Source organism: Paenibacillus glucanolyticus NBRC 15330 (genome assembly GCF_004000885.1).
Classification (GTDB): Bacteria; Bacillota; Bacilli; order Paenibacillales; family Paenibacillaceae; genus Paenibacillus_AQ; species Paenibacillus_AQ glucanolyticus.
The window spans coordinates 215,758-230,326 of the sequence record NZ_BIMC01000007.1 but is presented as its reverse complement, the minus strand read 5'-3'; the positions used below and the strand labels follow the sequence as shown (position 1 = coordinate 230,326).

Below are 14,569 nucleotides of genomic sequence, written 5' to 3'. Positions count from 1 at the left end.
TTATTTCATATATTATTAGCCAAGGAGATTAGAGAACATGACAACCCGGAAATGGGCGAAAATGGCGGTGATCGGCGCTATGGCGTCCACGATGCTGATGAGTACGATGGTACAGGCACAGGTACAGGCCAAAGCCGCACCGCAGAAGGAAATGGAATTGAACATTAATCATTGGATGGTTACGCTCGATGTCAATCCTGTTATCGTGAATCAGACGGCGCTGGTTCCCTTGCGCGTGATTAAGGAATACTTGAAGCCCACGCAGCTTCAATGGAACAACAAGACCAAGACGGTAACCGTCAGCACAAGCACAGATCAAGTCACGCTGAAGATGGGAAGCCGGGAGGCCAAGGGGCAAGGGAAGGCGTATTCGCTGTCCGTTCCCGCGTATTTAAAGGATGGCCGAATTATGGTTCCGGTTCGATTCATAGCGGAGCTGCATAATGCAGAGGTAGGCTGGGATTCGAAGGAAAGAATGATTTACGTCTATACGCCGGAGGTGGACGTTTCGACAGCAGAGGAGAACCCTGATGTGAAGTTGTACCCGGTAAGCGCTACGAAATACGGAAGATATGAAGGAATGGTGGTAGAGGTAGAAGGGAGAAGGCAAGTTTTTGCGGATTGGTACGGTGGTGATGGTACGCGTAAACCGATCATTCAATATCGGGATATGACGGGTGATGGCAAGCCGGAAGTGGTTGTGTTCTATGTGGATGGGACCGGGACGGGTATTTATATTGGCAAGACACATGTGGTGGACGCTGAAACCCTGAAGGAAATTCCTATTGAATCGTTGGATCAGGCGGTAGCGGGTCATGTGGAGTCCAGCATCGAGAAGTTTGCGGATTACATCGCCGTGAAGATTGTGATCGACGGGAAGGAAACCGTTCAGAGAATTGAGGATGACTCCGAGGATAAAAGCTATCTGAATGACAAGTTGGGTTTTGGTGCTGTAGTCAGACACAGCATCGAAGAAGGGCGGCTTGTTACGCTCGCAGCTGGGAGCATAAGTCCAGCCGGTTTTGCGGGTGATCTCCAAATAACCTACCGGTATGATGAAGAGTCGAATCGATTTGTGGTGGATCGCATGGAATATGATCGTTTGGAAGAGCAGAGGTAAATTACCGTTTATCGATGCGGAACTTTAGAACTACATATATATGCATACCAGCAGAAGGATATAAGCATGAACTGGAAGGTTGGAATTTGGATCGGGTGATGTGATTTTCTATTTAAAAGGGCGCTGCAGCGCCCTTTTTTTGCTGCGCTTATCAAGAGTCAACGCGGTTTGCATCACCGAAGCGGGTCGGCGACCATGGGGAGTATACCCTATATGAAAGATGGTTTTATCTCTATTCATAGGTCTTTATTACCATTTACTTGAGTCTTAAGATTCCTCTAAGATAGTTAATAAACCTGACACCTTTTTGCAACGGAAAGAGAATGTTTTTGAAGTAAACGCCTTCAATGTTAAGTAATATAACAAGCCCATACCATATGGACTCGAACGGGGTGTATTTATGCAGCAATGGCTTGGGAAATCGCTAAAGCATAAATTATCGTTGCTTATTATTATAGCTACGCTGGTGCCGCTGTTATTTCTTGGTATTTTCTCTTTTAACATGGCCAAGAGCCTGACGGAAGAGAAAGCCAAGATTACGGGGATGAATACGCTCCGCCAACTGGAAGCTTACTTGGACACGATGGTGAAGGACGTCGAGAATATCTCGCTATTCCTCATCGGGCACACCGGGGTCCAATCCTACCTCAAGACAGAGGAGAGCAACTATGTCCAGCAGACAACGGTCATTAACTTCCTGACGAATCTGGCCTTCTCCAAGGATTATATCGCCAATATCATTGTCGAACCGCTCGGCAGCAAGGATCCGATCTCGCATAAGTCATTAGTGCGTTCCGAGTTCCGGAATATTACCGAGGAGATCCCGGATTATTATGAGCATCATCCCAAATGGTGGTCTTTTGTTCACCGACAGTGGACATTTGAAGGCATGAGAAAGGTCATCACGCTGGCCAGGCCGATTCGCAGCACGGATAAATACAAGCCGATCGGGAATCTGCAGATCAACCTGGATCAAGGCGTCATTGCCAATCAATTCAGGCAGGCCGTCTTGGAGAAAACCGGCTTTGTCCTCTTGCTTGATGAGAACAACCGGATTATTGCCGGTCCGCCGGATATGGAGACGAATCTTACCCTGGCAGACTATTATCCTTCGATTGAAGGGTTCGAGGGGCTTAGCGGGAATATGGACTATGGAGAGGGCGGCAATAAGAAGACCATTCTCTATAAGAAAATGTCGAGTGTGAACTGGAAGCTGGTCGGCATCATTCCCTCAGAGGAATACCGTTCCCAGAACCAGTATTTCATCAAATTGACGGCGGTTGCCGTAACCGTGGCCATCCTGCTCGCCATTATACTGGTTCTCTTCTTGATTCAGAAGATTACGAATCCGTTGTCTGTGTTAACGAAGTTTCTCAAGAATTCGAGCCCGGAGGAGCCGCTGCCTGCGCTGCCGGTGAAGACAATTGATGAGGTTGGACAGCTTATTATCAGTTACAACCGGTTAAGTTCCCGGATCGTGAAACTTACCGATGAAGTGAAACTCAATGAGTCGCTGAAAAAGGAGGCGGATATGCATGCACTGCAGGTGCAGATTAATCCGCACTTCCTATACAATACGCTGTCTTCGATTCATTGGCTGGCGCTGATGAACCAGGATGTGAAGATAGCCGAGATGGTCGGATCACTCAGTGATTTCCTGCGGTTCAGCTTGAACAATGGCCAGGAATACTGCACGATCCAGCAGGAGATTATGCATGTCCGTCACTATGTGAACATCCAAACCATTCGGTATCCGGAGAAATTCTCGTTTGAGGTTCATGTCGAGGAGACACTTCATCAGCACACCATGTTGAAGCTGCTGCTGCAGCCGCTCGTCGAAAATTCCATGCTGCACGGCATATTGAGCCGTGACGGAATGGGGACGATAACGATACAAGGTCGGCATGGCAGCGAGGGGATTCACTTCGTGGTGGAGGATGATGGAATCGGGATGACGCCCGATCGTCTGAAATGGCTTCAGGATCAGCTGGTAGAGAATCCATTGCAATACGAGAAGGGACAAACCCCGGGCGGAAGCTACGGGCTGCGAAATGTCCATAAGCGGCTGCTCCTCCATTACGGCAAGGATGCAGGATTGCGTGTGGACAGCACGGAAGGGGCCGGAACACGGGTTATGTTTACGATACCGGACCTAACTGATATTCAACAAACTGAAATATCCAGCAAAGGGGATGACGACCTTGAAGGTACTGATCGTTGATGATGAAGTAATCATTCGAAATGGGCTGAGTACAGTGATCAATTGGGCGGATAACGGCTTTACGGTGCTGGCGCCCGCGGCTTCGGCAGAGGAAGCCCTTCAGCGTATTCCCGTCGATATGCCCGAAATTATATTTACTGATATTCGCATGACCGGCCTGAGCGGTTTGGACATGGCTCATCAAGTTAAGCAGCGGTTTCCCGAGATCGAAATCATTGTCATATCGGGCTTTGATGAATTTACGTATGCACAGCAGGCGATGCGTGAAGGCGTGAGTGACTACTTGCTGAAGACGAGCAGACCCGGGGAAATTATCGAAGCTGCAGTTCAAGCGAGAGAGCGAATCCTGCAGCACAGACTCCATCAAGCGAAGGGAAAGGCCCAGGAAATGGTGGTCAACCGGGGGTTCCTGAGGAGGCTGCTTGCATCGGGAGTTTCACTGGATGAGCATGCCGAGAATGAATTATGGGAGAGATATCCTGAATTGAGGTTGACAACGCCCGGCTCCGTTCTGCAGATATGGATGCTGTCGGTTCATCCATTACATCAGGATGAGTTGGAGCACTTGACCCTTGGCGAACGACACAGCTTACTCGGGACGGAGCTGGCAGAAGGGCTGCATGGTGCCTGGCTGGAGTGGAATGGTTCCCTGCTTCTGCTGGTGCGCACAGAGCCAGGCGATGGCTGGGGGCGCGTGGATTCCGCGCTGCGAAAGCTGGAATCGACTCACGCCTGCCGCATTAAGGCAGCCAGCGGCCGACCGGTGTCCAGTGTTCGCGAGCTGGATCGCGCGCTGAAGACGGCGGTGGAGGCCAGCTCCTACGAGTGGCTTCTCCATTCGGAACGGCATATCCGTTATGAGGACATCGAAGGGCGGAAAGGCATTGAGACGGTCTGTTCGATGGAAGAAGAAACCGAGCTCTCCTCCCTTCTGCGCTCAGGGCAATCCGCCGATTTGGAGGCATGGGTTGCGGATGTGCTGGAACGCATCCAAAGTCAGAGCCAGGCGACACCCGGCTCGGTTCAGGCTTATCTGCATTCCCTGCTCGTCTCGGGACAGCGCTGGCTGATACGCGCTGCAACGTCCATCGGCTACACCAGTCCGGTGAAGATTGAGGACAACTTTGATATCCGCGATTTAACGAAGAAGCCGGAGAAGGTGCTGATCGATTCCCTTGGACTCATCATGAAGCAGTACCGGGACATGGTGTCGACAACCAGTCCTGTTCAAAGGGCGATCTCCTTCATTCATGAGCATCTGGGGCAGAGCCTGTCGCTTCAGCAAGTGGCCAAGCATGTTCATATGAATCCCAATTATTTCAGCGAGATGTTCAAGAAGGAGACCGGGCAGAATTACATTGAATTCGTGACCCAGGCGAAGCTGCGGAAAGCAATGACTCTGCTGAGGGAAACGCCGGCCAAAATCAGTGAAATCGCAAATGAAATCGGCTATGAGGATATTAAGTATTTTAACCGCCTGTTCAAGAAATGGACGGGACAGACGCCGTCGGAGTATCGGGCAAATCCTGAATTTTGTCCCTCTATGGACTGAATTATATCCCCTATGTAAGCGTTACATCCTCTTTTATACTTGGACTAATCATCTTAGGATGCTTCATCATTTTCGTATAAATTAAAGGGGGATTGACCATGAGACCAAAACGCAAAATAGGTCTTGTACTGCTGATGATGACACTGGTTCTTGCAGCATGCGGCGGCGGGCAAAGCAAAGAGCAGGCCGGAGGGAATGAAGGCGATCAAGAAAAGGTCAAGCTGACCATCTGGCATAACTTTGCCGGTGATGACCTGCGTGCGAAATCAGTCCGAAGTTTTATCGATCAGTTTGCTCAGGACCATCCTGAAGTTACACTCGATGCACAAGCGATTCCACCGGATGGCTACCGTCAACGTCTGAGTACCGTTGCGGCTGCGAATGAGATGCCGGACGTGTTCTTCGTTTATGCAGGAAGTCAGTCTTCCGAGCTTCATCAAGCGAAGCTGCTTCAACCGATTACGGAAGTGTTAGATGCGCATTCGGATTGGAAGGATAAATTCCTGCCGGGAGCGTTTGATCCATACGAGTTCGAGGAAGGCCAGATCTACTCTGCTCCACTGGGTATGTCGGCAACCTCAATTCTGTACTACAACAAAGCCTTGTTTGACAAACATAACGTAAAAGTCCCAACGACTTGGGAAGAAATGATGGCGGCGGTTAAGACCTTCAACGATAACGGCATAACGCCAATCGCCCTCGGAAACAAAGCTCCGTGGGTTGCTCAATCCACCATTATCGGTTCTATTGCCGACCGTGTGACAGGCACCGAATGGTTCAAGAATGCAGCAGCACAGCAAGGCGCGAAGTTTACCGATCCTGAGTTTATCGAAGCGCTCGGCTATTTCAAAGAGCTGGTTGACAACAAAGCGTTCCAAGAAGGGGCGAACAGCATCGACAACACGCAAGCTGAGCAGTATTTCATTCAAGGAAATGCAGCGATGATGATCAGCGGCGCATGGACCCTTACGAATCTTGCGGCTTCTTCCTCTGAGGAGCAAATGAAGGATATCGAGGTTACTACTTTGCCAACGATTCCTGGTGGAAAAGGTGAGGCAGGCACGATCTCCGGCGGAGCTGGCGGCGGTCTGGCCCTTAGCAGCAGAACCGAAGGGAAAGCGAAAGAATTGGCCCTTGAACTGATCTATGCCGTGAGCGGACCGGAAGCGCAAAAAGCGATTGCCGAGAGCAACTCCATGGTAATGTACGATACCGAGATTGATGAGTCCAAAGTTACTTCCCTGTACTACAAAGCCTTTAATCTGGTGAAAACCACTGGAATTACGCCAGTATATGATGCTTATCTGTCTGCAGAAGCGGCTGAAGTCATCAACAACGGTCTGCAGGAAATCATGATGGGCGGTCCCGTTGAAGGTGTGGCCCAGAAGCTTCAGGATGCGCAAGCCAGATCCGCTACTCCATAAGAAACCATTCACCACTGCACAAGGATTAGGAGGGAGGAGGCTGCCATGCCTACAGCGATGAGAAGCAAAGGATTTATAGCCATAGCTCTTCTTCCAGCGCTTCTGTTGTTTCTGATATTTGTCATTATTCCGGTTTTCTGGTCAGCTTACTACGGGTTTTTCAGCTGGAAAGGGTTCGGGGATGCCACCTTTATTGGTCTTGATAATTATATAGAGATGTTCAAGGATCCGATTTTTTGGCGGGCGCTTCGAAACAACCTGATTCTGGTTGTCTCATCCATTGTCGGTCAGGTTCCGATTGCATTGATTCTGGCCATTGTACTGTTCAAGAATTCGTTTTTCTCCAGATTCATACGCTCCGCCGTATTTATGCCGATGGTGCTGTCGACGGTTGTAGTCGGCCTGATCTGGGGTTACATTTACCATCCGCAGTTCGGGATTGCGAATTATGTGCTGGAGATGCTCGGTCTGGATTCATGGACCCGCGCTTGGCTGTCTGATCCGAAAGTCAACATGCTCGCGATATCGATTCCGATTAACTGGGCGAACGTCGGTCCGTATCTGGTTATCTTTATTGCAGCACTGCAAAATATTTCTCCCGAGATCCATGATGCTGCCAAAATTGATGGATCCACGGGCTGGAACAAGCTGATGCAAATCACGCTGCCGATGATCTGGAGTACGGTTGTCGTGACTATCGTGCTCTGTATCTCCGGAAGTCTGAAGGCCTTTGACCACGTCATTGTCATGACGGGCGGCGGACCGGCGCAATCGACCGAGCTGCTTGCCACATACATGTATAACAGCACCTTCAGTGTGTATCGTTATGGTTACGGTTCTGCCGTCTCCACGATGATTATGATTGTCAGCGCCATCCTAATCGCGCTTAATTACTTCGCAACGCGCAGAAAGTCAAGTTAACATGAAGGAGGGAGCGATGTGAATTTACAGACGACCGGGACCGAAAATGCTTCAGGGAAACGAGTCATCATGAAGGGTTTATCCGGGTTCGTAAAATTGCTGCTGATGGTGTATGCGATTCTTACGCTCTATCCCTTGTACTGGCTTTTTACAAGCGCGTTTAAATCGAATCAGGATTTCTTCACGAACCCCTACGGCTTGCCGAAGGAGTGGATGACCGAGAATATATTTCGGGCATGGGAGCTTGGAAATATGGGCAGGGCGATGATCAATTCAACGGTTGTGACCATTACAGCCGTTGTATTGACCATTCTGCTCAGCGTACTTGCGGCATATGTGCTGTCCAGATTCGAGTTTCGGTTCAAAAAGCTGGTGGTTGTGTTATTTACGACCGGGCTGCTCATTCCGATCCACAGTACGCTGGTGCCCCTGTTTATCATGATGAAAAACATCGGCCTGCTCGATACGTACGGAGCGCTCATTCTGCCTTATACGGCGTTTGAGCTGCCGATTGCGATTTTCCTGGCGATGGCTTACATGTCATCCATTCCAAGGGAAATTGAAGAAGCGGCCATGATTGACGGCAGCGGTTGGTGGGGGATATTCAGTAGAATGATTCTGCCGCTCTGCACGCCTATCGTTGCAACGATATCCATTCTGGCATTCCTCCGATTCTGGAATGACTTCTCCTTCGCACTCGTATTTATCAATACGCAAGCGCTGAAGACGCTGCCGCTCAGCCTGTCCCTGTTCTCGGACGGCTTCGGCACGGACTACGCCCTGACCATGGGTGCGATGGCAATCGCGGTCATTCCTACCATTGTAGCCTACCTGATTCTGCAGGAGCAGATCATGAAGGGCATGGTGGCAGGCTCGATCAAGGGTTAAGGCTGCCAGCAAGGTCCATTTAGTTTACAACGGAGGCAGATAGCCTGTTCCGAGGCTCCGCACATATTTACCATGAACAGCCCTTTCCGATTCATTCGGAAGGGGCTGTTTTGGTTCGTGCCAGTAATGATCATTCTCTGTTTCCAACCGGGAAACATTCATGCACGATTTTCGGCTGCGCCATGTGTGCAAAAGAAATATAATAGGTACACCAAGACAGGGTACATGATTTTCCTGGAGAAACACAGCTTATACCAGATGTACCATATAGAATGAACATAGTCACAGGGAGGAACGTTACATGATATCGGCCGCAAATCAACAGGAATATTATCAGGCGCTGCTGGATAAGAAATCGGAATATGAAGGCGTCTTTTACGTGGGCGTTAAGACAACCGGTGTATTCTGTCGCCCGACATGCCCGGCGAGGAAACCGAAGATCGAGAACTGCGAGTTTTATGAGACGGCCGAAGAAGCACTGCTGGCATCCTTCCGACCCTGTAAACGATGCCGGCCGCTCTCGCATCCCAATCAAGTTTCGGATCTTGTGCGGCTGCTTGTAGACGCTGTGGAGGATAACCCGGAGAAGAGATGGACCAACCAGGACTTCCAGAAGCTGTCCGTGGATGCCTCAACGGCAAGACGCCAATTCAAGAAGCGGTTCGGGATGACCTTTGTTGAATATGCACGAGCTAGGCGGATGGGCCTTGCCCTGAAGCAGATCCGGGAAGGAGATGCTGTCATCGATGCGCAGCTGTCAACCGGCTACGAGTCCAGCAGCGGATTTCGGGATGCTTTTTCGCGGATTATGGGCGCAGCCCCTACAAGGTCCGGGCATCATCATATTCTAAAAGCATCGTGGCTCGACACGCGTCTGGGACCGATGATGGCTATTGCAGATGACGAAGCGCTGTATTTGCTCGAATTCGTGGATCGCCGGGGCTTGGAGCGGGAGGTAGAACGTCTCAGACTGAGAACCAAGTCAGCGATTATTCCGGGTTACACTGCCCCCATCCGTTCGATTGAGAGAGAGTTGGGTGCGTATTTTGACGGGAAGTTAACGGAATTTAAAACCCCCTTGTTCCTGTTAGGATCACCATTCCAACAGGAGGTGTGGGACCAATTATTGCGGATTCCACCCGGTCGAACCTCTTCCTATGGCGAGATCGCAGCGGCGATGGGAAGACCTACCGCTTACCGCGCCGTCGCCCAGGCGAATGGGGCCAACCAGCTTGCGATTGTCATTCCATGCCATCGCGTCATCAATACGAGCGGTGAATTGGGCGGATACGGGGGAGGGCTGTCGCGCAAGCAATGGCTGTTGAATCATGAGAAATCCATGAGTGCCGCAAGAAAAGAGGAATATTAGACCTGGGTCATAGAGAATGGTCTTACCTTGGGGTAAGACTATTTTTGCATAGTTCCACTATCGTTCGTACGAAGTATTCATATGCCGAATCGTTTAAAATAAAGAGTATACCAACAGCATTCGATAAGGGAGAGTGAACGATAGTGACGGAACAAGTACACTTACCTGAATGGGCCGCCAATTATTTGCAGTATATTCGGGTTCCATTCAAGGAGGCTTCGCTGGCGTATTTAATCGAGATTTGCACTGCGCATCATAATAGGATTCCTTTCGAGAATATTAGCACGCTGCTGCGGTATCATGAGTATCACCAGCAAGGCAGACTGGAGCAAGACGAGAAGAGGTTTGTCGATCAGCTGATGCAGCTGAATGCGGGAGGCACTTGTTATATGATCAACAGCAGTCTCCATCAGCTGCTGAACCAGCTCGGATTTCCAACTCGTTATACGCTGCTGGGCGAGGGGCATGTCGGACTGCTTGTTCGGAACCCTGATGGGCAAGAAGAAGTGTATGTGGACTGCGGGAACGCTGCTCCGTTTTTCGAACCCGTTCGGTTGGAGACTTATCCTGATCAGGTTTCCCAATATGCTGGAATTGAAGTGAGATTGCGTCCGGGAGACGAGCCGGGAACGTACACGTACTACAGGTATGTGGACGGCCAGCTGCTTACAGATCTGGTATGGTCCTTCGATACCCGAAAAACCTATCAATTCGATGATTTTCAGCCTGCTATTAGGGAGTACTTTAAGCCTAACGATCTCTTCACCTCTATATTACGCTGTCAGCTCTGGCAATTGGAGCAAGAACGGTCGCTGTCCCTAATCAATAATATACTGAGTATCCGGCATGAAGACGGAAGGGTTGAAAAGCGCGTTTTATCGGACCTCAGCGAGCTTCGAGAGGTGATCGATCATGAGTTTAAGCTTCCGAAGCTGCCTGTCGAAGATGCCGTAACGGTTCTACAGAGTCTCGGTGTTGATATTTTTTAAGCCAGCGCTATACCGGATTTCCCCGAGTAGAACGGCAGCACCAATTAGTTCAAATTACCTATTCAACCTGTCGAAGCATGGTATAATATCCCTTATCTCTACTTACTAATGGGGTACTGGAGAGTATATCGAGTTATTAATAGCATCTGTAGTCTGGAGCAGCCTGCTCCACCTTTCCGAGTACGCGCAGGCTGCTTCTTATAATGTAGAGAAAAAATTACCGCGGGGCTTTCTCTTGCCCCGGCCTTGCCGGTACGGTTGCCGTTTCCCGGTATTTGACCGGGGACATGCCGTATGTGGCACGGAATACTCTGTGAAAATAGGAATAGCTTGCGAAGCCGCAGGTTTCCGCGATCTCCTCCAGCGTCATGGTGCTGTATTTCATGCGCTCAACGGCTGCGTTCAGCCTGATCTCCAAGGCGTACTGAATCATGGTTTTTCCGTAATACTCCTTGAACAGTTTAACGGCCCGGGATAAGCTGAGCCCGACATGAGAAGCGGCTTCCTCCAGCTTGAAGGTGATCGTGGCATGTTCCTCCACGAATCGCTTCAGCCGAAGAGCGGTGAAGGCAAGCCGATCCGTTGGCTTGATCTCGGTAATGGCACGGTCCAGACACAGGCAGAGGCTGCGCAGCAAATAATCCGTCAGCTCCCCGGTCTCCCCCTCAAGTCCGCGCCGCTTCTCCAGCAGCATCTGTCTCCACAGACCCAGCAGCTGATCGTCGAGCCCGACATGGCTGACAACTGGCCGATGGATCCGGTTCCACCAATCATCGATCCATGACCCATCGCAAAATATATAATAATCTCCGCTGGATACGCGGCCATCCTCGCCGTCATCGTTGATCCGCAGCTCGTATTCATCGCCGGGTTTCAGCAACAGCAGATCGCCCCCTTGCACGTGGTGCTCGATGCCGTTGCAGTATATTTCACAGGACCCCTCGGTTTGGAGACGAAACAGATAGGTCGTCAAGCCGCCCCGGTGGCTGTTGCTGAACTGCTGGAAGTGGTAGGAATAGTCGCAGATTAGCAGTCTTGCCTCCATCATGGTTAAAACCCCCAGTAAAAATGCAAGCAGATAGTTCATGTTGCAGCAATATTGTTTATGTTCATTTTAGCCTATTTGCATGTATGATAGTAGCAGATAGAGCAGTAACTCATTTTTGGAATCGAGGTGCGCTATAATGAGAAGAATGAACATTGGTTTGCAATTGTATACGCTGCGCGATGAAACGGCTCAGGATTTCCGCGGTACGCTTCGCAAAGTGGCTGAATTGGGTTATGAAGGCGTGGAGTTCGCAGGATACGGAGACATTCCGGCCGAGGAAATGAAAACGCTTCTTCAAGAGCTCGGCCTTAAGGCGATTGGGAGCCACGTGGGCCTGCATCTTATTCGTGCAGACCTGCAGAAGGAGATAGATTACCTGAAAACCATTGGCGCTAAATATATGATGTGCCCTTATGTAGCTGAAGAAGATCGTAAAGATGCTGAGGATTGGAAGAACCTCTTCTCCTTCCTGGAAGAAGTAGGAGCTGAAGCACGCAAGCAAGGACTGATCTTTGGTTACCATAACCATGCGTTTGAATTCGAAGCGGAGGTTGACGGCGAATTCGTATTTGATGCGATGTATTCCGCGACAACACCGGAAGCCGTACAAGTGGAGATGGACGTATGCTGGGTACAGTTTGCCGGACAAGATCCGCTGGCTTACATTCCGAAATATGCGGGACGCCTGCCACTGCTTCACCTGAAGGATTTCAGCAAAGACGCTGAGGGCAACATGAAGACGCTGGAGCTGAGCCAAGGCTCTGTGAACCTGCCGGGTGTCATTCAAGCTGCATCGGATGCAGGCACGGAATGGCTGATCGTGGAGCAGGACGTGTGTCAGAATCCACCGCTGCAAAGCGTGGAGAACAGTATGAACTGGTTGAAGCAGAACTACCTGAACCAATTTTAATCTATGTGCAAAAAGGAGACTTTCAATGAGCAAAATTAAAGTGGCTGTGTTTGGCTGCGGCGCCATCGCCCAGCGCAGACATATTCCTGAATACGCGAACAATGCTAATGTGGAGCTGGTTGCTTTTGCCGATCCGGTAAAGGAACGTGCCGAAGAGATGGCTGCCCAGTATGGCGGCAAAGCTTATACCGACTACCAAGAACTGCTTAAGAATGAGAAGCTTGATGCCGTTAGCGTATGTACGCCGAACTATCTGCATGCTCCAATGAGTATTGCAGCAGCGAATGCTGGCCTTCATGTACTGGTTGAGAAGCCGATGGCTACAACAACGGAAGAAGGAGAGCAAATGATCGAGGCAGCACGCAAGAATGGGGTTTACCTGATGGTAGGCCACAATCAACGTTTAATGCCTCCACACGTAAAAGCTAAGGAAATCCTGGATTCCGGCAAGCTCGGTAAGGTGCTTACGTTCCGTACTTCCTTTGGCCATGGGGGTCCAGAGAGCTGGAGTCTGGACGGTCGCGACAGCTGGTTCTTCCGTAAGGAAGAAGCCATTATGGGGGCTATGGGTGACCTTGGCGTTCACAAATCCGACTTTATCCGTTACTTGCTGAACGATGAAATCGCAGAAGTTGCCGGCTTTATCGGAACGGTCCACAAAGAGGGAACGGACGTGGACGACAATGCAACCTGCATCGTTCGCATGAAGAGTGGCGCGGTCGGCACGCTGATGGCAAGCTGGACGCATTACAGATCCGGTGATAACGGAACGGTCCTCTGGTGCGAGAAAGGCGTGATGAAGATCGGTGCCGTTCATGGTGACGAGGTTAACGTCGAGCTGACAGATGGTACGATCGAGACTTACAAGGTTGGTGCCATGGCAACGAATGAGAAGCAGGTGCCGAGCGGCGTCATCGACGCGTTCGTGGAATCCATTCTAACAAACACGCCTCCTAGCATTTCCGGTGAGGAAGGGCTGCGTTCCTTGAACGTCATCCTGGGCGCATTCGAATCGCAAGAGACGGGTAAGATTGTGAAGCTGTAATAGGATGAACAGAGGGAAGCCGTGGAAGTGCGGCTTCTCTTTTTGTCATATCCGATAGTAAAGCGATGATCATGATAAGCAGGGCAGCAACAACTTTTTCATAAAAATAAGAGCGGCTCTGCCATTACTATGGAGAGCGGCTCTTGTTTTTTTATTCACTCCAGTGCTTTAACCGGTTTGCCGATCCATCGGACTTACCTTAAGGCTGTCTCCGTCTTCAACTACAGGGATAAAGATCGGACGTTCCTCCGGCGTCCGATTCGGGGTATGTACCGCCAGCATCAGCTGCCCCTCCCACGTGCGAAACACCATCCCGTGCCCGCCGTCGCTGGAATATAAGGGTTCCGGCTCTTGAAGCCAGGGACCCGTCAAGCTGCCGGATGGGGATTTGGCAATGCCGAGCGCGTAGCGGCCGTCGACAAAGCTGGCCCACAGCATCAGCAGGCTGCCGGGTGCTGTCCGGAATAGAAAGGGACCGTCCGTCACATAGTTTCCGGTCCCGGGAAAGCGCTGCGAATGAAACGGTGTGGTCCACGCCGCCTCAGAGGCACGGAATAAGATCACCGGTTCCGATACGGATTCGGATAAATCCGGGCTTAGGCGCATGGCACAGACCTCGCCGTCGCCAACCTGCTGCCATTCATGGCAGAACACCATCCACGGCTGGTTCTCCTCATCGATATACAGCGTGCCGTCCAAAGAACTCCAATCCGCCGGTGTCACAGGACCGCTGCTATGGAGAGCAAAGGGCCCTGTCGGCTGCTCCGCTGACAGCACCGCAGTGCCCAGCAGATCATTATCCTTCCTGCGAAAGGTGGCAAACATGATATAACGGCCATGATATTCGTACACCTCGGGTGCCCAGAAGTTCACCTCCGCGAAGAAATTATCGGGCTTGTGGAAGAGCGTACAAGGGCCTTCCCAATGCCGAAGATCTTCGCTTATATAGGCATCGAAGCCGTTTCCTTCCCTCCATGTATTTTTGTCGTGCCGTACATGTAGTATTTCTTGTGCTTGGAATCAGGCAGGATATAAGGATCCCGCAGCTGAATATCCTGAGTGTTCATGCTGTTCAGGCACCT

The 14,569-nt window shown here is 50.6% G+C and carries 11 protein-coding genes and 1 pseudogene; 10 read left to right on the top strand and 2 right to left on the bottom strand.

Annotation, left to right across the window (positions count from 1 at the left end):
- Positions 1-37 precede the first annotated feature (37 nt).
- From PGL02S_RS13580 to PGL02S_RS13545, 8 genes are all read left to right on the top strand, one after another.
- Entirely contained in the window at positions 38-1,120 is a 1,083-nt protein-coding gene (locus PGL02S_RS13580; protein ID WP_006207815.1) for a copper amine oxidase N-terminal domain-containing protein, read from the top strand.
- A 400-nt stretch (positions 1,121-1,520) separates the two neighbouring features.
- Positions 1,521-3,341 (top strand): cache domain-containing sensor histidine kinase, encoded by a 1,821-nt coding sequence (locus PGL02S_RS13575; RefSeq protein WP_036644037.1) that lies wholly within the window; start codon positions 1,521-1,523, stop codon positions 3,339-3,341.
- Positions 3,322-4,893 (top strand): response regulator transcription factor, encoded by a 1,572-nt coding sequence (locus tag PGL02S_RS13570; RefSeq protein WP_063455976.1) that lies wholly within the window; start codon positions 3,322-3,324, stop codon positions 4,891-4,893. Before PGL02S_RS13575 ends, PGL02S_RS13570 begins: the two co-directional genes overlap by 20 nt.
- Positions 4,894-4,991: 98 nt before the next feature.
- Positions 4,992-6,317, top strand: coding sequence for an extracellular solute-binding protein (locus PGL02S_RS13565; protein WP_006207819.1), 1,326 nt, complete (start codon positions 4,992-4,994; stop codon positions 6,315-6,317).
- Positions 6,318-6,362: 45 nt separating this feature from the next.
- Positions 6,363-7,238, top strand: coding sequence for a carbohydrate ABC transporter permease (locus tag PGL02S_RS13560; protein ID WP_006207820.1), 876 nt, complete (start codon positions 6,363-6,365; stop codon positions 7,236-7,238).
- Positions 7,239-7,256: 18 nt separating this feature from the next.
- Positions 7,257-8,126 carry a carbohydrate ABC transporter permease gene (locus tag PGL02S_RS13555; RefSeq protein ID WP_036644035.1) on the top strand — a complete coding sequence of 290 codons (870 nt, stop codon included), beginning with the start codon at positions 7,257-7,259 and terminating at the stop codon, positions 8,124-8,126.
- 301 nt (positions 8,127-8,427) lie between these two features.
- Positions 8,428-9,495, top strand: a complete 1,068-nt coding sequence (locus PGL02S_RS13550) for a bifunctional transcriptional activator/DNA repair enzyme AdaA (RefSeq protein ID WP_006207822.1) — start codon at positions 8,428-8,430, stop codon at positions 9,493-9,495.
- Positions 9,496-9,638: 143 nt separating this feature from the next.
- Entirely contained in the window at positions 9,639-10,484 is an 846-nt protein-coding gene (locus PGL02S_RS13545) for an arylamine N-acetyltransferase (RefSeq protein WP_036644033.1), read from the top strand.
- 217 nt (positions 10,485-10,701) lie between these two features.
- Here PGL02S_RS13545 and PGL02S_RS13540 read toward each other — a convergent pair whose 3' ends face one another.
- Complete coding sequence (locus PGL02S_RS13540) at positions 10,702-11,529, bottom strand: helix-turn-helix domain-containing protein (protein ID WP_036644140.1); 828 nt, start codon at positions 11,527-11,529, stop codon at positions 10,702-10,704.
- 139 nt (positions 11,530-11,668) lie between these two features.
- Here PGL02S_RS13540 and PGL02S_RS13535 point away from each other — a divergent pair, with 139 nt between their 5' ends.
- Both PGL02S_RS13535 and PGL02S_RS13530 read left to right on the top strand, forming a co-directional pair.
- Positions 11,669-12,442, top strand: coding sequence for a sugar phosphate isomerase/epimerase family protein (locus PGL02S_RS13535; RefSeq protein WP_036644031.1), 774 nt, complete (start codon positions 11,669-11,671; stop codon positions 12,440-12,442).
- Between the two features lie 25 nt (positions 12,443-12,467).
- Positions 12,468-13,487 carry a Gfo/Idh/MocA family protein gene (locus tag PGL02S_RS13530; RefSeq protein WP_036644028.1) on the top strand — a complete coding sequence of 340 codons (1,020 nt, stop codon included), beginning with the start codon at positions 12,468-12,470 and terminating at the stop codon, positions 13,485-13,487.
- Positions 13,488-13,655: 168 nt separating this feature from the next.
- Here PGL02S_RS13530 and PGL02S_RS13525 read toward each other — a convergent pair.
- Positions 13,656-14,554: pseudogene (locus PGL02S_RS13525) on the bottom strand (glycoside hydrolase family 43 protein).
- Positions 14,555-14,569: the final 15 nt, after the last annotated feature.